20 protein-coding genes are annotated in these 20,942 nt (G+C 64.6%); 9 read left to right on the plus strand and 11 right to left on the minus strand.

All coding sequences use genetic code 11. The annotated features are described in order from the left end of the window. Positions 1 to 6: 6 nt before the first annotated feature. From frr to rpsB, 4 genes are all read right to left on the minus strand, one after another. Entirely contained in the window at positions 7 to 564 is a 558-nt protein-coding gene (gene frr, locus EBB56_RS06855) for a ribosome recycling factor (RefSeq protein WP_045991183.1), read from the minus strand. A gap of 4 nt (positions 565 to 568) precedes the next feature. Continuing rightward, entirely contained in the window at positions 569 to 1,336 is a 768-nt protein-coding gene (gene pyrH / locus EBB56_RS06860) for a UMP kinase (RefSeq protein WP_045991184.1), read from the minus strand. 143 nt (positions 1,337 to 1,479) lie between these two features. Then, complete coding sequence (gene tsf, locus EBB56_RS06865) at positions 1,480 to 2,349, minus strand: translation elongation factor Ts (RefSeq protein ID WP_124803480.1); 870 nt, start codon at positions 2,347 to 2,349, stop codon at positions 1,480 to 1,482. A gap of 150 nt (positions 2,350 to 2,499) precedes the next feature. Continuing rightward, a complete protein-coding gene (gene rpsB / locus EBB56_RS06870; protein ID WP_045991186.1) occupies positions 2,500 to 3,246 on the minus strand; it encodes a 30S ribosomal protein S2 in 747 nt (248 codons plus the stop codon). Positions 3,247 to 3,641: 395 nt separating this feature from the next. Between rpsB and map the strand changes: the two genes are divergently transcribed. The 7 genes from map to EBB56_RS06905 all read left to right on the plus strand — a co-directional run bounded on the left by map (position 3,642) and on the right by EBB56_RS06905 (position 11,562). Continuing rightward, entirely contained in the window at positions 3,642 to 4,433 is a 792-nt protein-coding gene (gene map / locus EBB56_RS06875) for a type I methionyl aminopeptidase (protein WP_045991187.1), read from the plus strand. Between the two features lie 6 nt (positions 4,434 to 4,439). Then, the gene (locus EBB56_RS06880; RefSeq protein WP_124803482.1) at positions 4,440 to 7,115 is read left to right on the plus strand and encodes a [protein-PII] uridylyltransferase; all 2,676 of its coding nucleotides are present in this window, start codon (positions 4,440 to 4,442) and stop codon (positions 7,113 to 7,115) included. Positions 7,116 to 7,271: 156 nt separating this feature from the next. Beyond that, positions 7,272 to 8,468, plus strand: coding sequence for a succinyldiaminopimelate transaminase (dapC, locus tag EBB56_RS06885; protein ID WP_124803484.1), 1,197 nt, complete (start codon positions 7,272 to 7,274; stop codon positions 8,466 to 8,468). 43 nt (positions 8,469 to 8,511) lie between these two features. After that, on the plus strand, positions 8,512 to 8,850 hold the full coding sequence (locus EBB56_RS06890; protein WP_045991190.1) for an arsenate reductase: 339 nt from the start codon (positions 8,512 to 8,514) through the stop codon (positions 8,848 to 8,850). Between the two features lie 50 nt (positions 8,851 to 8,900). After that, positions 8,901 to 9,926 (plus strand): 2,3,4,5-tetrahydropyridine-2,6-dicarboxylate N-succinyltransferase, encoded by a 1,026-nt coding sequence (gene dapD, locus EBB56_RS06895; RefSeq protein ID WP_124803486.1) that lies wholly within the window; start codon positions 8,901 to 8,903, stop codon positions 9,924 to 9,926. A 45-nt stretch (positions 9,927 to 9,971) separates the two neighbouring features. Next, the gene (gene dapE, locus EBB56_RS06900) at positions 9,972 to 11,168 is read left to right on the plus strand and encodes a succinyl-diaminopimelate desuccinylase (RefSeq protein WP_124803488.1); all 1,197 of its coding nucleotides are present in this window, start codon (positions 9,972 to 9,974) and stop codon (positions 11,166 to 11,168) included. A 4-nt stretch (positions 11,169 to 11,172) separates the two neighbouring features. Next, positions 11,173 to 11,562: a hypothetical protein gene (locus EBB56_RS06905; protein WP_045991193.1), complete on the plus strand. Its 390-nt coding sequence runs from the start codon at positions 11,173 to 11,175 to the stop codon at positions 11,560 to 11,562. A gap of 160 nt (positions 11,563 to 11,722) precedes the next feature. Here the strand turns inward: EBB56_RS06905 and EBB56_RS22265 are convergent, their stop codons facing one another. Continuing rightward, the gene (locus EBB56_RS22265) at positions 11,723 to 12,187 is read right to left on the minus strand and encodes a cold-shock protein (protein ID WP_045991194.1); all 465 of its coding nucleotides are present in this window, start codon (positions 12,185 to 12,187) and stop codon (positions 11,723 to 11,725) included. 132 nt (positions 12,188 to 12,319) lie between these two features. Between EBB56_RS22265 and EBB56_RS06915 the strand changes: the two genes are divergently transcribed. Continuing rightward, on the plus strand, positions 12,320 to 12,598 hold the full coding sequence (locus EBB56_RS06915) for a SlyX family protein (RefSeq protein ID WP_181248591.1): 279 nt from the start codon (positions 12,320 to 12,322) through the stop codon (positions 12,596 to 12,598). Positions 12,599 to 12,797: 199 nt separating this feature from the next. Here EBB56_RS06915 and trxB read toward each other — a convergent pair whose 3' ends face one another. From trxB to EBB56_RS06930, 3 genes are all read right to left on the minus strand, one after another. Further along, positions 12,798 to 13,751, minus strand: coding sequence for a thioredoxin-disulfide reductase (trxB, locus tag EBB56_RS06920; RefSeq protein ID WP_124803490.1), 954 nt, complete (start codon positions 13,749 to 13,751; stop codon positions 12,798 to 12,800). A gap of 284 nt (positions 13,752 to 14,035) precedes the next feature. Continuing rightward, positions 14,036 to 14,638: a peroxiredoxin gene (locus EBB56_RS06925; RefSeq protein ID WP_045991196.1), complete on the minus strand. Its 603-nt coding sequence runs from the start codon at positions 14,636 to 14,638 to the stop codon at positions 14,036 to 14,038. Between the two features lie 242 nt (positions 14,639 to 14,880). After that, positions 14,881 to 15,090 (minus strand): CPXCG motif-containing cysteine-rich protein, encoded by a 210-nt coding sequence (locus EBB56_RS06930; RefSeq protein WP_045991197.1) that lies wholly within the window; start codon positions 15,088 to 15,090, stop codon positions 14,881 to 14,883. 220 nt (positions 15,091 to 15,310) lie between these two features. On the opposite strand from EBB56_RS06930, the gene acnA reads away from it, so the two are divergent. Beyond that, complete coding sequence (gene acnA, locus EBB56_RS06935; protein ID WP_045991198.1) at positions 15,311 to 18,055, plus strand: aconitate hydratase AcnA; 2,745 nt, start codon at positions 15,311 to 15,313, stop codon at positions 18,053 to 18,055. A gap of 212 nt (positions 18,056 to 18,267) precedes the next feature. Here acnA and EBB56_RS06940 read toward each other — a convergent pair whose 3' ends face one another. The 3 genes from EBB56_RS06940 to EBB56_RS06950 form a co-directional block, all read right to left on the minus strand. After that, positions 18,268 to 18,573, minus strand: coding sequence for a DNA-binding transcriptional regulator (locus tag EBB56_RS06940; protein WP_108449735.1), 306 nt, complete (start codon positions 18,571 to 18,573; stop codon positions 18,268 to 18,270). Further along, on the minus strand, positions 18,554 to 18,937 hold the full coding sequence (locus EBB56_RS06945; protein ID WP_108449777.1) for a type II toxin-antitoxin system RelE/ParE family toxin: 384 nt from the start codon (positions 18,935 to 18,937) through the stop codon (positions 18,554 to 18,556). Before EBB56_RS06945 ends, EBB56_RS06940 begins: the two co-directional genes overlap by 20 nt. A 247-nt stretch (positions 18,938 to 19,184) precedes the next feature. Continuing rightward, positions 19,185 to 20,864: an NAD-dependent malic enzyme gene (locus tag EBB56_RS06950; protein WP_108132277.1), complete on the minus strand. Its 1,680-nt coding sequence runs from the start codon at positions 20,862 to 20,864 to the stop codon at positions 19,185 to 19,187. Between the last annotated feature and the right edge of the window lie 78 nt (positions 20,865 to 20,942).

Consider the following 20,942-nt stretch of genomic DNA (forward strand, 5'->3'; position numbering starts at 1 on the left):
GGCGCCTCAGACCTGCATCAGGTCCTCTTCCTTGGCGGTCAGGGTCTTGTCGATCTCGGCGACAAAGCGATCGGTGATCTTCTGGATCTCGTCCTCGCCCTGACGCTCCTCGTCCTCGGAGATATCCTTGTCCTTGAGCAGCGCCTTGAGGTCGTTGTTGGCGTCACGACGCACGTTGCGAATCGCCACCCGGGCGTTCTCGGCCTCCTGACGCGCCTGCTTGATGTAGCCCTTGCGGGTCTCCTCGGTCAGCATCGGCATCGGCACGCGGATCACGTTGCCGGCAGACGCCGGGTTGAGGCCCAGGTCGGAGGTCATGATGGCCTTCTCGACCTTCGGCACCATGCTCTGCTCCCAGGGCACCACGGCCAGGGTGCGGGCGTCCTCGACGTTGACAGAGGCCACCTGGTTGAGCGGCATCATGGAACCGTAGTATTCGACCTGCACCGCGTCCAGAATGCTGGGATGAGCACGACCGGTACGAATCTTGTTCAGGTTGTGATGCAGCGACTCGACGGTCTTCTGCATTCTTGCTTCTGCGTCTTTCTTGATCTCGTTGATCACGATGTCACCCTCTGTGAATCAGCGTGCCTTCCTTGCCGCCCACCACCAGGTTGAGCAGGGCGCCAGGCTTGTTCATGTTGAAGACCCGGACCGGCATGTCATGGTCCCGCACCAGGCAAATCGCGGTCAAATCCATCACCCCGAGCTTCTGATCGAGGGCGTCATCATAGGACAGTTCGTCGTACTTCACGGCATCGTCGAACTTGACCGGATCCTTGTTGTAGACGCCGTCCACCTTGGTGGCCTTGACCACCACGTCGGCGTCGATCTCGATACCGCGCAGACAGGCGGCGGAATCGGTGGTGAAGAAGGGATTGCCGGTACCGGCGGAGAACAGTACCACGTCACCGGAGGTCAGGTAGCGAATCGCCGTGCGCCGATCGTAGTGCTCCACCACGCCGCTCATGGGAATGGCCGACATTACCCGCGAACGGATGTTCGAGCGCTCCAGCGCATCACGCATGGCCAGGGCGTTCATCACCGTGGCCAGCATCCCCATGTGGTCACCGGTCACGCGCTCCATGCCGGCCTCGTGCAGGGCGGCACCGCGGAACAGGTTGCCGCCACCGACCACGATACCGACCTGGACACCGATACCGACCAGTTGCCCGATCTCCAGCGCCATGCGGTCCAGTACCTTGGGGTCGATGCCAAAGTCGGCATCCCCGGTCAACGCCTCACCCGAGAGCTTCAGCAGGATGCGCTTGTACTTCGACACCGCGGCACGGGGCTTCTCGGACTTGGACAGGGGGGAAGAATCGACGCTGCTCATGGCATTTCTCCGCTTTGGGCTTGACTGGGTCGGGTGGCGGTCGGTCAGGCCGCGAGACACCCACCGCTGACGCATACACGAAGGCGTGCGCTTTCGCGCACGCCATCATTACACTGTGCAGGCACAGTTTGGAACCTTGGACCTTAGCTACGCTTGGCCTGTTCCATGACTTCCTTGGCGAAGTCGACCTCTTCCTTCTCGATGCCCTCGCCCACTTCAAAGCGAGTGAAGCCGACCACTTCACCACCGGCAGCCTTGACGAACTCGGCCACGCTCTGGTTCGGGTCCTTGACGAAGGGCTGCTCGGTCAGGCTGTTCTCGGCCAGGTACTTCTTCAGACGGCCCTGGACCATCTTCTCGGCGATCTGCTCAGGCTTGCCGGCCATGTCTGGCTGAGCCAGGATGATGGCCTTTTCCTCGTCGAGGGCAGACTGGGGCATGTCCTCGGGACGGGCCACGGTCGGGTTGATCGCGGCAACGTGCATGGACACGTCCTTGGCGGCTTCCTGGGTGCCGCCCTTGAGCTCGGTGAGCACGCCGATGCGGCCACCGTGCACATAGGCACCCACCAGGTTGCCTTCAGCGGCGTCGACGACGACGGCACGGCGCACGCCGATGTTCTCGCCGATCTTCTGCACCAGCTGCTCGCGGGCGGTTTCCAGCTCGCCTTCGGTCACTGCGGCCACGTCGTCGCTCTTGGCGGCGAAGAAGGCGTCGGCGATCTTGTCGGCGAAGGCCTTGAAGTTGTCGTCACGGGCAACGAAGTCGGTCTCGGAGTTGATCTCGACCATCACACCGTAGCCACCGTCTTCGGCCACACGAGTGACGACGACACCTTCAGCGGCGGTACGACCGGCCTTCTTGGCGGCCTTGAGACCGGAGTTCTTGCGCAGATCCTCGATGGCCTGCTCGATGTCACCGCCGGCTTCGGTGAGTGCCTTCTTGCACTCCATCATGCCGAGCCCGGTACGCTCGCGCAGTTCCTTGACCTGGGAGGCGCTGATAGCTGCCATGGTATTCACCTCTAAATGGTTCGACCTGGGTGTCGGAGAGACCCTCGGTATTACCGCGGGCCTGAAGTAGAAAAAAGGGGGCCACGGCCCCCTTTGCGCCTGTCCGGCGTGGATCGCTTGCGCGATCGGCTGGCCCAGGCGGGCCGAAGCTTACTCGGCAGCGGCAGCGGCGGCGTCGCCTTCGCTGTCGGTCACTTCGACGAACTCATCGGGGCGACCTTCCTTCGCACGGCCACAGGCATCGGCGATGGCCTTGACGTAGATCTGGATGGCGCGGATGGAGTCATCGTTGCCCGGGATCACGTAGTCGACGCCGTCCGGATCGGAGTTGGTGTCGACCACACCGATGACCGGGATGCCCAGCTTGTTCGCCTCGTTGATGGCGATGCGCTCGTGGTCGACGTCGATCACGAACAGTGCGTCCGGCAGGCCGCCCATGTCCTTGATACCGCCGATGGAACGCTCGAGCTTGTCCTGCTCGCGGGTGGCCATCAGGACTTCTTTCTTGGTCAGCTTCTCGAAGGTGCCATCTTCGTGCATGGTTTCGAGTTCGCGCAGACGCTTGATGGACTGACGAATGGTCTTGTAGTTCGTCAGCATGCCGCCGAGCCAGCGGTGGTTGACGAACGGCTGACTCACACGGTTCGCTTCTTCCTTGATGATCTTGCTCGCGCTACGCTTGGTACCGACGAACAGGATCTTGTTGTTGGAAGCGGCCATCTTCTCGACCACATCGATCGCCTCGTTGAGCGCCGGAAGGGTATGCTCGAGGTTGATGATGTGAATCTTGTTACGAGCGCCGAAGATGAACTTGCCCATCTTCGGGTTCCAGTAACGGGTCTGGTGACCGAAGTGTGCGCCTGCCTTGAGCAGGTCACGCATATTGACGTGTGCCATGGATGACTCCTGAAAAATCGGGTTAGGCCTCCACGCACCCCATGGATCCGACCAGAGGTTTCCCTCAGGCACCCGGGACCATGTGTCGGTGCGTGTGTGTTTTCAAGGCGCGAGGCTCCGTCATGGAGACCTCTTCTACTGTTTGTCGCTCGCCAGCGGGCTATCCCGTTGCAGGCGATCGCAAGACCAGGGTCTCGACGAAAACACCAGCAAGGAACGGCGATTGCAGGAAAGCGCGCAGCTTTATACCATGGATGACCTTCGAATTGAAGTCGCCCAACGTCTCGCGCACCTCGACGCGTCCCTCCCCGGAGTCGCCGCGGTCATCGTCGCCGCGAGCCAGCGACTCGGCTCAGCCGCCTGCGCCGGGGCGACACCACCCAGACCGAGATTCCATGAACGTACCCATCAAGACGCCCGAAGAAATCGAGAAGATGCGCGAAGCCGGCCGCCAGGCCGCCAGTGTGCTGGAGATGATCGCCCCCCACGTGGAAGCCGGCGTCAGCACAGGCCACCTGGACAAGCTGTGCCACGACTACATCGTCAACGAGCTCGGCTCCACCCCGGCGCCGCTCAACTATCACGGCTTTCCCAAGTCGATCTGCACCTCTATCAACCACGTGGTCTGCCACGGCATCCCCGACGACAGCAAGAAGCTGAAGAAAGGGGACATCATGAACATGGACATCACCGTAAGGACCGCCGACGGCTACCACGGTGACTCCAGCGTGATGTTCATCATCGGCGAGACCATCCAGGGCGAACGGCTGTGCCGGGTCACCCAGGAGTGCCTCTACCGCAGCATGGCGCTGGTACGCCCTGGTGCCCGCCTGTCGGAGCTGGCCCGGGCCATCGAGAGCCACGCCAAGGCCAACGGCTATTCGGTGGTGCGTGACTTCTGCGGCCACGGCATCGGCGCCGGCTTCCACGAGGACCCCCAGGTGCTGCACTATGACGGCTACGCCCCCGAGGCGGATATCGAACTGGCCGCCGGCATGTGCTTCACCATCGAACCGATGATCAACGTCGGCGACCATCGCACCAAGGTACTGCGCGATGGCTGGACCGCCGTGACCAAGGACAAGGGGCTGACCGCCCAGTGGGAGCACACCCTGCTGGTGACCGAGACGGGGGTCGAGGTGCTGACCGCCCGTTCCGACGAAGACCTGTCCTTCCTCGAGCGCTGAGAGCCCATGCTGCTGCACCACTATCGCTTCGCACCGGAATTCGAGCTGTTCGACTTCGAAGACTTCGCTCGCCAGCTCGAGGGCCAGCACTCCCCCATCGCGCCCTTCAAGGGCGCGCTCAAGGAGATCCAGTCGCGGCTGGACGAGCGCTTCCTCGGCGGCGCCGACATCCGCGACCTGGTGCGAGGACGGGCCTGGTGCCTGGACCAGCTGCTGGCGCTGGCCTGGGCGCGCCAGCCAGGCCTGGACGATGGTGTAGCGCTACTGGCGGTGGGTGGCTACGGCCGCGGTGAGCTGCACCCTCATTCGGACATCGACCTGATGTTCCTGCTCGAGGACGATGACGACACGCCCTACCGCGAGCCGCTGACCGCCTTCATCACCTTCCTGTGGGACATCGGTCTCGAGATCGGCCACAGCGTGCGCTCGCTCAACGACTGCGAGCGCGAGGCGAAGGCCGACGTCACCGTCATCACCAATCTGCTCGAGTCACGCACCCTGGCCGGCCGCGAGGCCCTGCGCCAGGCCATGCGCGAGCGCCTGTCCGGCGAGCGCATGTGGCCGGCAGACCGCTTCTTCGAGGCCAAGTGGCAGGAGCAGATCACCCGCCACTACCGCTTCAACAACTCCGAGTATCACCTCGAGCCGAACATCAAGAGCTCCCCCGGGGGGCTTCGCGATATCCAGATGATCGGCTGGGTGGCCAAGCGCCACTTCGATACCGAGTCCTACGAGGACGTGGTCGCCAAGGGCTTCATGAACGATGCCGAGCATCGCATCCTGAGCCAGGGCCAGGCCTTCCTGTGGCAGGTCCGCTACGCCCTGCACATGCTCACCGGGCGCGCCGAGGATCGGCTGCTGTTCGACCACCAGAACACCATCGCCGAGCTGTTCGGCTACCGCGACAGTCCCGAGCGCCTGGCGGTGGAACAGTTCATGAAGCGCTACTACCGCCATGTCACCGCCCTGGCCGGGCTCAACGACATGCTGCTGCAGCACTTCGACGAACAGATCCTGAGGCCCGATACCCCGATCAGCGTGACCCCGCTGAACGAGCGTTTCGAGATCGCCGGCGGCTACATCCAGGTGCGCTCGCGGACCCTGTTCCGCGACCAGCCGGCGGCGCTGCTCGAGCTGTTCTACCTGATGGCCGAGCACCCCGAGATCGAAGGCGTGCGCGCCGACACCATCCGCCTGATCCGCGACCATCGCCACCTGATGGACGACCGCTACCGCAACGACCCGCGTCACCAGGCGCTGTTCATGGCGCTGTTGCGCTCCGGTGGCAATGTCGCCCGCCAGCTGCGCCGGATGAATCGCTACGGGGTGCTGGGCAAGTATCTGCCGGCCTTCGGCCAGGCGGTCGGCCTGATGCAGCACGATCTGTTCCATATCTACACCGTGGACGCCCACACCCTGCGCCTGCTGAAGTGCCTGCACGGCTTCCGCAAGCCCGAGGCGAAGAAGGAGTTCCCGGTGGCGGCGACCCTGATTCACCAGGCGCCGAAGATGGAGATCCTGTGGATCGCCGGGCTGTTCCACGACATTGGCAAGGGCCGCGGCGGCGATCATTCGCTGATCGGCGCCCGCGAGGTCGAGGACTTCGCCGAACGCCACGGGCTCAGCCAGCGTGATACCCGGCTGGTCAGCTGGCTGGTGGAAAACCACCTGCTGATGTCGATGATCGCCCAGAAGCGCGACATCACCGACCCCGAGGTGATCCGCGACTTCGCCGCCAGCGTCGGCGACGAGACCCGCCTGGACTATCTGTACATCCTCACCGTGGCCGACATTACCGCGACCAATCCCACCCTGTGGAATGGCTGGCGCGCCTCGCTGATGCGCCAGCTCCACGCCGAGACCCGGCGGGCACTGCGGCGTGGCCTCGAGAACCCGCTGGAGCGCGCCGACTGGGTCCGCGAGACCCGTGAGGAGGCGCACTCGCTGCTGGCCACGATCGGCGCCGACATGGCGAGGGTCGACGCCCTGTGGGAGTCGCTCGGCGAGGACTTCTTTCTGCAGTACGCCTCCAGCGAGGTGGTGTGGCAGACCCAGGGCATGCTGGCCCACGCCGGCAGCGAGCTGCCACTGATCCTGATCAACGCGCCCACCGACGACATGGCCGAGGGCGGGACCAAGGTATTTATCCATACCCGTTCGGTGGATGACCTGTTCGCCGCCACCGCCGCCGCCATGGAGCAGCTCGGGCTGTCGATCCACGACGCGCGCATCGCCACCTCGCTCAATGACTGGACGCTGAACACCTTCATCGTGCTCGATGACCACGACAAGCCGATCCGCGACGCCAGCCGCCTCGAGGAGATTCGCCGCCACCTGGTCGAAGAACTCGACGACCCGGACGACTACCCGACCATCGTCACCCGCCACACCCCGCGCCAGCTCAAGCACTTCAAGGTGGCCACCCAGGTGGCCATCGAACAGGACCCGGGTGGCGAGCGCACCCTGCTGGAGCTGACCGCACCGGACCGGCCCGGCCTGCTGGCTCGGGTCGGCAGTATCTTCATGGAGCAGGGCATCACCCTGTCGGCGGCGAAGATCGCGACCCTCGGCGAGCGCGTCGAAGACGTCTTCTACGTCACCGACCGCGAAGGCCGACCGATCACCGACCCCGAGCGCCAGCAGCAGTTGCGCGAACGGCTGATCGACGTCCTCAGTGTCTAGCGGCCCCGCCGAGCTGACCTGAATCACACAGCAGGCAAGGCGCGTCGATTTGAGGCTGGTACGCCCCTTCCCTATAATCGATGCCCGGTCGCGCCCCGCGCCGACGGCACCCACTCCCGTGATGACAACGACGCCCCAAGGGCGCGCCTGGACCCCATGAACCCTGATCTCGACGCCTTGCAACCCTACCCCTTCGAGCGCCTGGCGGCGCTGAAGGCGGACCTGACGCCACCAGCCGACCTCGCCCATCGTCCGCTGACCATCGGCGAGCCACAGCATGCGCCCTACCAGGCGGCACTTGACGCCCTGGTCCGACATCAGCATGACTTCGCCCGCTATCCGGCCATCGCCGGACTGCCCGAGCTGCGTCAGGCCATCGCCGACTGGGCCAGTAGCCGCTTCGGCCTGGACGGGCTCGACGCCGAGCACCAGGTGCTGCCGGTCAACGGTACCCGCGAGGCCATCTTCGCCTTCGTCCAGGCCTGTCTCGATCGCTCACGCCCGGCGCGGGTGGCGGTGCCCAACCCCTTCTACCAGATCTATGAAGGCGCCGCCCTGCTGGCCGGCGGCACCCCGCTGTACCTCGACTGCCGTGCCGACAACGACTTCCGCCCGGATTTCTCGGCCGTCGACGCCGACACCTGGCGCCAGGTGCAGCTGGTGTTCTTGTGTTCGCCGGGCAACCCCACCGGCGCGGTGACCCCGATCGAAGAGTTCCAGCAGTTGATCGCCCTGGCCGACGAGTACGACTTCATCATCGCCTCCGACGAGTGCTACTCGGAGCTGTACCTGGATGAGCAGGCGCCACCACCGGGACTGTTGCAGGCCGCCGCCGCCATGGGGCGCCACGACTATCACCGCTGCCTGGTGTTCCACTCGCTGTCCAAGCGTTCGAACCTGCCGGGGCTACGCTCGGGCTTCGTCGCAGGCGACGCCGAGCTGATCAGCCGCTTTCGTCGCTACCGCACCTACCACGGCTGCGCCATGGCGCTGCCGATCCAGCAGGCCTCGATCGCCGCCTGGTCCGACGAAGCCCACGTGCGCGACAACCGAGACGCCTACCGCGCCAAGTTCGCCGCGGTCACCGAGATCCTCGCACCGGTGATGGACTTTCCCGCCCCCGAGGCTAGCTTTTATCTGTGGCCAGCGGTCCCCGACGGTGACGACGCCGCCTTCACCAGGCGACTCTACGCCGAGGCCCACGTCAGCGTCCTGCCGGGCAGCTACATGGGCAGAACCGGCAGCGACGGCACCAACCCGGGCGCCGGTCGGCTGAGACTGGCACTGGTGGACGAACTGGCCCCCACTCGGGAAGCGGCCGAGCGCATCCGCGACCTGCTCGCACGCGGCTGATCCCGACCGACGCCACGACCAACGAACATTGAGGACGGGCCCCATGCTGACGCTCTACGTGATCAAGAACTGCGATACCTGCCGCAAGGCCCAGAAGGCGCTGGACGGCAGCGGCCACCCCTACCAGGTCCATGACCTGCGCGCCGATGGCGTATCGGCGGCCCTGCTCGAGCACTTCCTCGAGTCGGTGCCGGTGCTGACCCTGCTCAACAAGCGCAGCACCACCTGGCGCCAGCTACCTGAGGACGACAAGAACGACGTCGACGCCAACAAGGCCCGCGAATTGATGCTCGCCAACCCGACCCTGATCAAGCGCCCGCTGCTCGACACCGGCGACGACATCCTGGTCGGCTATCGCGACGGCGACTACGACGACCTCTAATTTTTCGCCCCTCTTTGCGAATTCCAGTACCTACGAAAAGGACATACGGCATGCACAGCTTTGCACTCGGCATCGGCACCCAGAACACCCAGGGCGACTGGCTCGAGGTCTACTACCCGGCGCCGCTGCTCGCCCCCGACGCCAGCCTGGTAGAGGCCGCCGCCCGGGTACTCGACGCGCCCCAGGGCACCGCCGCCGTCAGCTTCCTGCCGGAACACTGCCAGGCCCTGGCCGACGCCCTGCGCGACGCCGGCCACCCGGAGCAGGCCGAACTGGCCGCCAGCCTCAGCGCCAGCCAGCGTCCGCTGGTGGCGACCTTCATCAGTGAGGACCTGCCGCCCCAGAGCGCCCCGGAGGTCTACCTCAAGCTGCACCTGCTGTCCCATCGCCTGGTCAAGCCGCACCAGCTCGACCTCACCGGCATGTTCGGTCTGCTGCGCAATATTGCCTGGAGCAGCGAAGGCGCCATCGACATCATCGAGCTGCCGGCACGCCGCCTCAAGGCCCGCCTGGAAGGTCGCACCCTGTCGGTGGACTGTGTCGACAAGTTCCCCAAGATGACCGACTACGTGGTGCCCAATGGCGTGCGCATCGCCGACACCGCACGAGTGCGTCTGGGCGCCTACCTGGGCGAGGGCACCACGGTGATGCACGAGGGCTTCGTCAACTTCAACGCCGGCACCGAAGGCCCGGGCATGATCGAGGGCCGTATCTCGGCCGGCGTGGTGGTCGGCAAGGGCTCCGACCTGGGCGGTGGCTGTTCCACCATGGGTACCCTGTCAGGTGGCGGCAACATCATCATCTCGGTGGGTGAAGGCTGCCTGATCGGCGCCAACGCCGGTATCGGTATCCCGCTGGGCGACCGCTGCACCGTCGAGGCCGGGCTCTACATCACCGCCGGCGCCAAGGTCACCCTGCTCGATGACCAGGGCCAGGAAGTACGCACCCTGGCGGCCCGCGAACTGGCCGGCCAGGACGATCTGCTGCTGCGTCGCAACTCGAACAACGGCCGTATCGAGTGCCTGACCAACAAGAGCGCCATCGCCCTCAACGAAGCGCTGCACGCCCACAATTGATCCCGAGCGCGGCGGCCCTGGCCGCCGCCTTTCTTCGAGACCGCTATGCCGACTACCGACTTGCCTGCACCGACCGACGCCCCCGCGACCACCGAGACACTCTCGCCCACCCTGGAGCTTGCCCTCGAGCTGTTGCGGCGTCCTTCGGTAACCCCGGACGACATGGGCTGCCAGGCGCTGATGATCGAACGCCTCGAGCGCCTGGGCTTCAACGTCGAGTCGCTGCCCTTCGGCGAAGTGGAAAACTTCTGGGCGGTGCACGGTCACCACGGCCCGGTGCTGGCCTTCGCCGGCCACACCGACGTGGTACCCACCGGACCCGAGCACCAGTGGCAGACCCCGCCCTTTGCCCCGATCATCGATGACGACGGCATGCTGCGCGGTCGCGGCGCCGCCGACATGAAAGGCAGTCTGGCCGCCATGGTCACGGCGGTGGAGCGCTTTGTCAGCGCCCACCCCGATCACCCCGGACGCATCGCCTTTCTGATCACCGCCGACGAGGAAGGCCCGGCGGTGGATGGCACTCGTGCGGTGGTCGAGCACCTGCGCGAGCGCAACGAACGCCTCGACTACTGCATCGTCGGCGAGCCCTCTTCCACCGAGCGCCTGGGCGACGTGATCAAGAACGGCCGGCGCGGCTCGCTGGGCGGCGTGCTCAAGGTCCGCGGCATCCAGGGCCACGTGGCCTATCCTCACCTGGCGCGTAACCCGATTCACCAGATCGCGCCGGCGCTGGACGCCCTCGCCAACGAACACTGGGATGCCGGCAACGACTGCTTTCCTGCCACCAGCTTCCAGATCTCGAACCTGCGCGCCGGCACCGGTGCCACCAATGTGATCCCAGGCGAGGTCGAGGCCACCTTCAACTTCCGTTTCTCCACCGAGACCACCGACGCCGAGTTGCGCGAGCGCACCGAGGCCATCCTGCGTGGCTTCGACCTGGACTTCGAGATCGACTGGACGCTCAACGGCCAGCCCTTCCTGACCCGCGAAGGGGCGCTGGTCGACGCCGCCGTGGCCGGCGTCCGCGACGTCACCGGCACCACCCCGGTGCTGTCCACCTCCGGCGGTACTTCCGACGGTCGCTTCATCGCCACGCTAGGCGCCCAGGTGGTGGAACTTGGCCCGCTCAACGCCACCATCCACAAGGTCGACGAGCGCGTGCGCGCCGCAGACCTGGATGACCTGAGCCGGGTCTACGAAGCCATCCTGACGCGGCTGTTCGCCGACGCAAGGAGCTGAAGTGATGACCGAGCGCTACCCGGATATCGAGATCTATCTTGGCGAGGCCAGCGCCGAGCGCATCGGCGAGTGGCTCGGCGCCACCCTGAATGCCCCGCCGCTGACCCCCTGCGGCAAGCTCAAGTGGCGCACCGAAGGTCACCTCGATGGTGCCGACATTCCCGTGTTGCTGGTCGGCAAGGCCGCCGATGGCTTCGCCAGCCTTTGGCTCGACAGCGGCCAGTCCCCCTGGCCCACCGACGCCGACTTCGCCAGGGCCGCCGCCCTGGCGCTGGACTGCGAGGTGCGCTGCTCGCTGGGCGGCTGGCAGCCCGGCGACGACCCCGACCGCTTCCTGCAGGTGTTACCCGACGGCAGCGAATCGGCCATCGACTGGCCCGACTCGGGACACTGACGAGGCGCTCCCAGCTGGGCCCTGAAAAGGGTCCTGCAACGGGCGCAGAGCCGGGCGCAGAAACGGATACTGAGCCGGGCGCAGAGACAGACCCGCGGCGCCACAAACGACGACGCCCCGCACTAGGCGGGGCGTCGTGGCAATGGCGAGAGCATCGCGCTCAGGTGATGACGGTGACGTCGTCGGCCTGCAGGCCGCGCTCGTTCTCGATCACGTAGTAGCGTACTCTCTGGCCTTCGGCCAGGGTGCGATGGCCCCGGCCGCGGATGGCACGGAAGTGAACAAAGACGTCCTCGCCCCCGTCACGGGTGATGAAGCCGTAGCCCTTGTTGACATTGAACCACTTGACCTCGCCGATCTCGCGATCGTCATCCTCGACCTCGGCCAGGTTGACCAGCCTTGGCGTCAGGGCATTGAGGGCCAGGGTGGCTACCAGCAACACGCCAAAGACCGCTCCGGCAGCGGCAAGGTAGCCATGCAGCAGTGCCTCCTCGGCGATGGCGCCGTGCAACTCCTCGACGGACAGCCCGGTCACCAGGCTGACGGCAAGAGCAATCAGCAGCGGTGCAGGCGCGGCCAACAGCAGACTGATCACACAACAACGAACGAATACCCTTTTTTTCATGGACGTGAAAAACTCTCTTCTTATGGTGAAAACAGGTGGAATGACCATGGGATCCGCGGCCATGCACGATACACAGACGAGATCCTTCCGCCACGACTTCTCGAAAAAAGCCCAAGGCAGGCAGTTGACACGATGAACAGTGACACACCGCAACATGAGTCTATCACGGGTATTGACAAGTCGTCCGCCGATCTAGCAAAGCGTGTCGAAGAACTGGAGAGCCGTCTGGCCTACCAGGAACACTGGCTGGACAGCCTGGACGCCACCATCGCCGGCCAGGAGCGCCGAATGATGGAGCTGGAACGCATCAATCGCCTGATGCAGGAAAGGCTACGCGAACTGGCGGCCAGCAACGACCGCGGACTGGGCGATGCCCCCGGCCCCGAGGACGAGTTGCCGCCACACTATTGAGGCGCGGCCCGGCGGACAGGACAGTACTGCTCCGCCGCTGCCCCCCCCCGGCGGATGCCATCAACAAGAACACCGCCAGGCATTTGCCTGGCGGTGTTTTTTGTATCAGATCGATATCGATGCTGCCAGCGGTGCAGTTGTAGTGAGCCTGACGATAGCCTCAGTCGAGGCTGTCCAGATATCGCGCCTGACGATAGCGTCAGTCGAGGCTGTCCAGGTAGCGCTCCACGTCCAGCGCCGCCATGCAGCCGCTGCCAGCGGAGGTGATCGCCTGACGATAGACGTGATCCATGACGTCGCCGGCGGCGAACACACCGGGCACGCTGGTGGCGGTGGCGTTGCCCTCGAGGCCTGACTTGACCTTGATATAGCCGCCTGCCATCTCGAGCTGGCCCTCGAAGATGCCGGTGTTGGGGCTATGACCGATGGCGATGAACACGCCGGGTGCGGTGATCTCGCGGGTCGAACCGTCCTCGACCGCCTTGAGCCGCGCACCGGTGACCCCGGTGTTGTCCCCCAGCACCTCGTCCAGGGTGTGGTTCCAGATCAGTTCGACGTTGCCGTTCTCGGCCTTCTCGAACAGCTTGTCCTGCAGAATCTTCTCCGCCCTGAGGCTGTCGCGGCGGTGCACCAGGGTGACCTTGGAGGCGATATTGGACAGGTACAGCGCCTCTTCCACGGCGGTGTTGCCGCCGCCCACCACGATCACTTCCTGGTTGCGATAGAAGAAGCCGTCGCAGGTGGCGCAGGCCGACACGCCCTGGCCCATGAAGTGCTGCTCCGAGGGCAGCCCCAGGTAGCGTGCACTGGCCCCGGTAGCAATGATCAGGGCGTCACAGGTGTAGGTGCCGTTGTCGCCCTTCAAGGTGAAGGGACGTTCGCGCAGTTCCACCTCGTGGATATGGTCGAACAGCACCTCGGTATCGAATCGCTCGGCGTGACGGCGCATGCGCTCCATCAGCTCCGGCCCCTGGACACCGGCGTCGTCGCCTGGCCAGTTGTCCACGTCGGTGGTGGTGGTCAACTGACCGCCTGTCTGCATGCCGGTGATCAACAGCGGCTTGAGATTGGCCCGCGCAGCGTAGACCGCCGCACTGTAGCCGGCAGGCCCCGAGCCCAGGATGATCAGACGTTCGTGGCGCACTTCGCTCATGGCTACCTCACAAGACTAACTTGACTAAGCCGGGGGCTCCCCTGGGGGGGCCGCGACGCTAAAGGAAAATGGATTCGATGATGACGGCGACGCAGCGTCGTCATGAGCCAATCCACCCGAAACTCGGGTCGACAGGGTGCGGTCTGCCGCGCAAGGGTCTGTCGCGACTGGCCAGCACACCAGCATGCCGAGGATATACGCAACGGGGCGGCCAGGCCGCCCCGTCGTGACACTGCTCGGGCTGTCCCGAGTCGGCTCACCTGGCGGTGAGCGCTGGCAGCGTCTTACAGCTCGCTGGAGTGAGTACCCAGGTACTTGGCGACACCTTCAGCGGTATCCTTCATGCCTTCCTGGCCTTCGTCCCAGCCAGCCGGGCAGACTTCGCCGTGCTTCTGGTGGTGCTGCAGGGCCTTGACCATACGCACCATCTCATCGACGTTGCGGCCCAGCGGCAGGTTGTTGACCACCTGATGCTGCACCACGCCATCCTCGTCGATCAGGAAGGAGGCGCGCAGGGCGACACCGGCTTCCGGATGCTCGATGCCGTACGCCTGGGTAATCTCGTGCTTGACGTCGGCCACGATCGGGAAGCCGACCTCACCGATACCACCGGCGTCCGGGCTGGTCTTGCGCCAGGCGTAGTGGGTGAACTGGGAATCGATGGAGACACCGATCACCTCGACACCCAGATCCTTGAACTGCGCCAGACGGTTGTCATGGGCGATGATCTCGGACGGGCACACGAAGGTGAAGTCCAGCGGCCAGAAGAACAGCACGCGCAGCTTGCCGTTGCTGTCGGACAGCTTGAAGTTCTCGACGATTTCGCCGTTGCCTGTGACGGCGGCGGCTTCGAAATCGGGAGCTTGACGTCCTACCAGTACGCTCATGAAAGTCTCCTTGGAGTAGTGAAACGTGAGGGTTCAAGAATCAGGGGCAAATACCGGATGTCACCCTAGGCCAGCGAACCACGCCGGGCCAATCGACCTGGGCCATCGACCCGATAGTCGCCGACTATTGTCACCCGACGGCGATGACGTCGCAATGACGCCGTCATCGACATCCGCCAGGCTCGAATGAGATCGTTACGCGGCCCACAGCGGCGCATGACACTTCCATCACATGAGCCCTGTCACATGACCTCGTCATCGTCGCCGGCGACCACCGAGACGATATCCTCGGTCACCGCATCCACCTCGATACGGTAGTGGATCGGCGCACAGCACTGGGGGCAGTCTTCCCAGGTCTCGTGGCTGCCCTGGGAGGTGTCCACCACCAGCTCGATATGGGCATCGCAGTAGGGGCAATCAAGCGGCCAGCTCGGCAGCGTCTGTTCGTGCACGATGCACCTCCCCTCTGGTCGCGATCGACGTGAACCTTCACCATGGGGGTGACCCGACAGCCTTTCAAGGCGTGATCCGGCATCCGTTTACACGTCAACGGTTGAAGAACACAACTATGATGACCAAGTACCACTACTAGTACCACCAAGGGATCGATATTGGCCCCGCGCCGATCCCAGCGAACCTGGACCGTTCGATTCAATGCCTCAGGAGGACAGCATGAGTAGCGATTCCCTACCGGATACCCGTCGCACGCTAGATGTAGGCGGGACTCAGTACGACTTCTACAGCCTGGCCCAGGCTGCCGAGGACCTTGGCGATATTCAGCGTCTGCCGATGACGCTCAAGGTACTGCTGGAAAACCAGCTACGCTTTGCCGACGATGAGAGCGTGTCCAGAGACGACCTTCAGGCGCTGGTGGACTGGCAGAAGGAAGGCCGCTCGGACCGCGAGATCGGCTACCGTCCCGCCCGCGTGCTGATGCAGGACTTCACCGGCGTGCCGGGGGTGGTCGACCTGGCCTCGATGCGTGCCGCGGTGGAGAAACTCGGTGAGCAACCGTCGAAGATCAACCCGCTGTCACCGGTCGATCTGGTCATCGACCACTCGGTGATGGTCGACAAGTACGGCGACCCGTCCGCCTTCAAGGACAACGTGGCGCTGGAGATGGAGCGCAACCGCGAGCGCTACGAGTTCCTGCGCTGGGGCCAGCAGGCCTTCGACAACTTCCGCGTGGTGCCGCCGGGCACCGGCATCTGCCACCAGGTCAACCTGGAGTACCTGGGCAAGACGGTGTGGACCCGGGAAGAGGACGGCAAGACCCTGGCCTACCCGGATACCCTGGTCGGCACCGACTCCCACACCACCATGATCAACGGCCTCGGCGTACTCGGCTGGGGTGTCGGCGGTATCGAGGCCGAGGCCGCCATGCTCGGCCAACCGGTGTCGATGCTGATCCCCGAGGTCATCGGCTTCAAGCTGACCGGCAAGCTCAGAGAAGGCATCACCGCCACCGACCTGGTACTCACCGTCACCGAGATGCTGCGCAAGAAAGGCGTGGTCGGGAAGTTCGTCGAGTTCTACGGCGACGGCCTCAAGGACCTGCCCCTGGCCGACCGCGCCACCATCGCCAACATGGCCCCGGAGTACGGCGCCACCTGCGGCTTCTTCCCGGTGGACGACGAGACCTTGAACTACATGCGTCTGTCCGGCCGCGACGACGACCAGATCGCTCTGGTCGAGGCCTACTCCAAGGAGCAGGGCCTGTGGCGCGAACCCGGCCACGAGCCGATTTTCAGCGACACCCTGGGACTCGACATGGGTGACGTCGAGGCCAGCCTCGCCGGTCCCAAGCGGCCCCAGGACCGGGTCGCCCTGAGCCAGCTCGCCACGACCTTCGAAAAACTGATGGAGGACGAGGGCAAGTCGGCAAAGGACAGCCGCGACGACAAGATGGGCTCCGAGGGCGGCCAGACCGCGGTCGGCGTCGAGCGCAGCTATCGTCACGCCGACAGCCAGGACGTCAACTACAAGGGCGAGGACTTCAGCCTGGACCCCGGCGCGGTGGTCATCGCTGCCATCACCTCGTGCACCAACACCTCGAACCCCAGCGTGATGATGGCCGCAGGCCTCTTGGCCCGCAAGGCCAAGGAGAAGGGCCTGGCCACCAAGCCCTGGGTCAAGACCTCGCTGGCTCCCGGCTCCAAGGTGGTCACCGAATACCTGGCCGCCGCCGGCCTGCAGGACGACCTCAACGCCCTGGGCTTCAATCTGGTGGGCTATGGCTGCACCACCTGCATCGGCAACTCGGGCCCGCTGCCCGAGCCGATCGAGGATGCGGTCAAGACCGGCGACCTGACGGTGGCCTCGGTACTGTCCGGCAACCGCAACTTCGAAGGCCGGGTGCACCCGCTGGTGAAGACCAACTGGCTGGCCTCACCGCCCCTGGTGGTGGCCTTCGCCCTGGCCGGTAATGTGCGCTGCGACCTGGACAATGACCCCATCGGTGAAGGCAGCGACGGCGAGCCGGTCTACCTCAAGGACATCTGGCCCACCCAGGCCGAGGTCGCCGAGGCGGTGGAGAAGGTCAACACCGAGATGTTCCGCAAGGAATACGCCGCGGTGTTCGACGGCGACGAGGTGTGGAAGGCCATCAAGGTGCCGGAAAGCGAGGTCTACGAGTGGGACGACAACTCGACCTACATCCAGCACCCGCCCTTCTTCGAGGGCATGGGCAAGGAGCCGTCCAAGGTCGAGGACGTCAAGGACGCCCATGTACTGGCCATGCTCGGCGACAGTGTGACCACCGACCACATCTCGCCGGCCGGCGCGATCAAGCCCGACAGCCCGGCGGGCCGCTACCTGCAGGAGAACGGCGTCAAGCCGGTGGACTTCAACTCCTACGGCTCGCGGCGCGGCAACCACGAGGTGATGATGCGCGGCACCTTCGCCAACGTGCGCATCCAGAACGAGATGCTCGATGGCGTGGTCGGTGGCGAGACTCGCCACGTGCCCAGCGGCGAACAGATGGCGATCTACGACGCCGCCATGAAGTACCAGGAGGAAGGCACCCCCCTGGTGGTGGTGGCCGGCAAGGAGTACGGCACCGGCTCCTCCCGCGACTGGGCGGCCAAGGGCACCCTGCTGCTCGGCGTGCGCGCCGTGCTGGCGGAGTCCTACGAGCGCATCCACCGCTCCAACCTGATCGGCATGGGCGTGGTACCGCTGCAGTTCCCCGAAGGAGAGGATCGCAAGTCACTCGGCATGACCGGCGACGAGACAGTCTCCATCGAGGGCCTCGACAGCCTCGAGCCGGGCGGCAAGGTCAAGGTGACCATCAAGGGCGACAAGGGTGAGAAGACCCTCGACGCCCTGTGTCGCATCGACACCGCCAACGAGCTCGAGTACTACCGCCACGGCGGCATCCTGCACTATGTGCTGCGCAAGATGATCGGCGCCGCCTGATCACCCGGCGGGCCCAGGCCCGCCAGGCAGCCGGCCGGCGCATCGCACTGGCCGCCACACCGAGACCTCGCCCACCGGCGAGGTCTTTTTTTGGCACTTCGCCGACCTGCAGAAACCAGGCTGGGCGTGAGATTAAGGTAGGCAGTTTTCAGGCACAGGGGACTGAACGGGCATGTCTTGACACCTCGCTCGGTACCGCCACAGGAGCAGTTTCAAATAATGGCTTGCAAGCCCTTATCAGCGATGACGTTGAGCAGCTTGAGCGCAGGGCCGGCCGGACGCGTTTCGCCCTGCTCCCACTTGCGCACCGTCGAGGCAGTGGTGTGCAGGTGATGGGCGAACACCGGCTGGCTGAAATTCAACGCCTCACGTAGACGCTTGATGTCACCGGCACTGAACTCGCGCACCGGTGGAGGACACATGGTGTCAAACTGACGCATGGTTACCTTGCTGATCGCGCCAGCGTCTTGCAATGCGGCCAACTCGCCGCGCAAGGATTCAATGATTTTGCTCGTCACAACGCACCTCCAGTAGAACACCCGCTTGCAACGCCTTTGCCAACTGCTCGGGGGAAAGTTCTAGAAATAGCTTGCCAGCATATTGGAGCGCTTTTTTCTCGTCCCGCGTGATGTTCGACTTGTCGCTTTTCGGGAACCCATGCAGGAATACATAACGTTGACCAAGACGGGCTGATAACAAGGTACGGTAGCCACCGCTTTTGCCTGCACCAGGGCGGGCAACCCGCTTCTTGTATAAGTGGCCACCCAGGTCAGCATCAATCAATCCGCTTTCCATTTCCTGGACTGCCTTGCACAGGGCCTCATCGGACAACTTCTCGCCCGACTGCCACCGCGCAAAGTCCCGTCGTTTCAAGACGTCGATACACTCATCCTCATTCACCTCACCCAACTATGCCCGTAACGGGCATGGCTGTCTAGAGCAAGCCGCCCCAAGACACCTGGCCGGTTGATACAGAAGCCTCTTTGCTACCCGGGCCCGCTGGGCGACTGGCGGCTCTCCATCAAAGCCACAGCCGACTTGCATCCTTCTCTGGTGTCTACTCAGTGCTCAAGAAAGTAAAAACCCCGCCTTGTGGCGGGGTTCAGTGATCGCTTGAGCGCGCGGACGCCTAGAAGGCGCGGCGACGATAGTCGCGATAGTTGGGCATCCAGCAGCTCTTTTCGATGTCGCGGCGCAGCTTGGTACCGTCGCTCTTGAGCGCCACGCCCTCGTGCTGGGCCTGGGCCGCCACGTCGAAGGCGATCGACTTGGAGATATCGCGGATGCGCGACAGCGCCGGCAGCATGGCACCCTCGCCCTCCTTGACGATCGGTGCCTCCCGGGCCAGAGCCCGTGAGGCCGCCATCAGCATCGCATCGGTGACGCGGCGTGCACCGCTTGCCACCACCCCGAGGCCGATCCCCGGGAAGATGTAGGCGTTGTTGCACTGGGCGATGGGAATGCGACGACCGTTGATCTCGACCGGGGCGAAGGGACTGCCGGTGGCCACCAGGGCGTCACCGTTGGTCCACTCGAGCACGTCGGAGGGGATCGCCTCGGCCCGCGAAGTGGGGTTGGACAGCGGCATGATCAGCGGCATCTTGCAGTTGGCGTGCATCGCCTTGACCACCGCCTCGGTGAAGATACCCTTCTGGCCACAGACGCCGAGCAGCACCGTCGGCTGAACCTGCTTGACTACCTCGAGCAGGTCCTGACCTTCCCAGCCCTCGACCATACCGGCCGGGTGGGCAAGGCGGCGCTGGAAGTCACGCAGCCAGGTCTGGTCGTCCGTCACCAGGCCCTCGCGATCGACCATGTAGACCCGCTCGCGGGCCTGGGACTCGGTCAGGCCTTCGGCCATCATCGCCACCACCACCATCTCGGCGATGCCGCAGCCGGCGGAGCCGGCGCCCACGAACACCACCCGCTGACGGGCCATGCCCTCGCCACGTGCCTGGCAGGCCGCCATCAGGGTGCCGACGCAGACCGCAGCGGTGCCCTGGACGTCATCATTGAAGCAGCATAGCTCGTCGCGATAGCGCTCCAGCAGCGGCATGGCGTTGGCCTGGGCAAAGTCCTCGAACTGCAGCAGTACCTTGGGCCAGCGCCGCTTCACCGCCTGCATGAAGGCATCGATGAACTCGTCGTATTCTTCCTGGCTGATACGCGGGTGGCGCCAGCCCATGTAGCGCGGGTCGTCCAGCAACTGCTGGTTGTTGGTACCGACGTCGAGCATTATCGGCAGAGTATTGGCCGGGCTGATGCCGCCACAGGCGGTGTACAGCGACAGCTTGCCGATGGGGATGCCCATGCCGCCGATGCCCTGGTCACCGAGGCCGAGGATGCGCTCGCCGTCGGTGACCACGATCACCTTGACGTTGTCCTTGGTGGCGCTGCGCAGGATGTCGTCCATGTACTCGCGGTCGGGGTAGGAGATGAACAGCCCCCGGTGGTTGCGATAGATATTGGAGAACTCCTCACAGGCCTTGCCGACCGTGGGGGTGTAGATGATCGGCAGCATCTCCTCGAGATGCTCGGAGACGAGGCGGAAGAACAGCGTCTCGTTGTCGTCCTGGATCGCCCGCAGGTAGATATGGCGGTCCAGGTCATTCTGGCACTGCTGGTACTGGTGGTAGGCACGCTCGACCTGTTCGTCGATGGTCTCGACGTTCTGCGGCAAGAGGCCGATCAGGTTGAACTGCAGGCGCTCCTTCTGGGTGAAGGCGCTGCCCTTGTTGAGCAGCGGCATCTCCAGCAGAGAGGGTCCAGCGTAGGGAATATAGAGGGGACGCTTGGGTTCTGTGCTCATCTCTCGTCTCGTTTGGTGACTCGGTCAAGGGACTCTGGCGAGTCCGGGCACTCTTCTCGGTACCCTTGGGGAAACACT

The sequence above is a fragment of the Halomonas sp. YLB-10 genome (assembly GCF_003856855.1).
GTDB lineage: Bacteria > Pseudomonadota > Gammaproteobacteria > Pseudomonadales > Halomonadaceae > Halomonas > Halomonas litopenaei.

Bases quoted from the DNA above. Each gene is read 5' to 3' on its own strand.
- pyrH (WP_045991184.1), bottom strand. From the start codon at position 1,336: ATGAGCAGCGTCGATTCTTCCCCCCTGTCCAAGTCCGAGAAGCCCCGT.
- tsf (WP_124803480.1), bottom strand. From the start codon at position 2,349: ATGGCAGCTATCAGCGCCTCCCAGGTCAAGGAACTGCGCGAGCGTACC.
- rpsB (WP_045991186.1), bottom strand. From the start codon at position 3,246: ATGGCACACGTCAATATGCGTGACCTGCTCAAGGCAGGCGCACACTTC.
- map (WP_045991187.1), top strand. From the start codon at position 3,642: ATGAACGTACCCATCAAGACGCCCGAAGAAATCGAGAAGATGCGCGAA.
- EBB56_RS06880 (WP_124803482.1), top strand. From the start codon at position 4,440: ATGCTGCTGCACCACTATCGCTTCGCACCGGAATTCGAGCTGTTCGAC.
- dapC (WP_124803484.1), top strand. From the start codon at position 7,272: ATGAACCCTGATCTCGACGCCTTGCAACCCTACCCCTTCGAGCGCCTG.
- EBB56_RS06890 (WP_045991190.1), top strand. From the start codon at position 8,512: ATGCTGACGCTCTACGTGATCAAGAACTGCGATACCTGCCGCAAGGCC.
- dapD (WP_124803486.1), top strand. From the start codon at position 8,901: ATGCACAGCTTTGCACTCGGCATCGGCACCCAGAACACCCAGGGCGAC.
- dapE (WP_124803488.1), top strand. From the start codon at position 9,972: ATGCCGACTACCGACTTGCCTGCACCGACCGACGCCCCCGCGACCACC.
- EBB56_RS06905 (WP_045991193.1), top strand. From the start codon at position 11,173: ATGACCGAGCGCTACCCGGATATCGAGATCTATCTTGGCGAGGCCAGC.
- EBB56_RS22265 (WP_045991194.1), bottom strand. From the start codon at position 12,187: ATGAAAAAAAGGGTATTCGTTCGTTGTTGTGTGATCAGTCTGCTGTTG.
- EBB56_RS06915 (WP_181248591.1), top strand. From the start codon at position 12,320: ATGAACAGTGACACACCGCAACATGAGTCTATCACGGGTATTGACAAG.
- trxB (WP_124803490.1), bottom strand. From the start codon at position 13,751: ATGAGCGAAGTGCGCCACGAACGTCTGATCATCCTGGGCTCGGGGCCT.
- EBB56_RS06925 (WP_045991196.1), bottom strand. From the start codon at position 14,638: ATGAGCGTACTGGTAGGACGTCAAGCTCCCGATTTCGAAGCCGCCGCC.
- acnA (WP_045991198.1), top strand. From the start codon at position 15,311: ATGAGTAGCGATTCCCTACCGGATACCCGTCGCACGCTAGATGTAGGC.
- EBB56_RS06950 (WP_108132277.1), bottom strand. From the start codon at position 20,864: ATGAGCACAGAACCCAAGCGTCCCCTCTATATTCCCTACGCTGGACCC.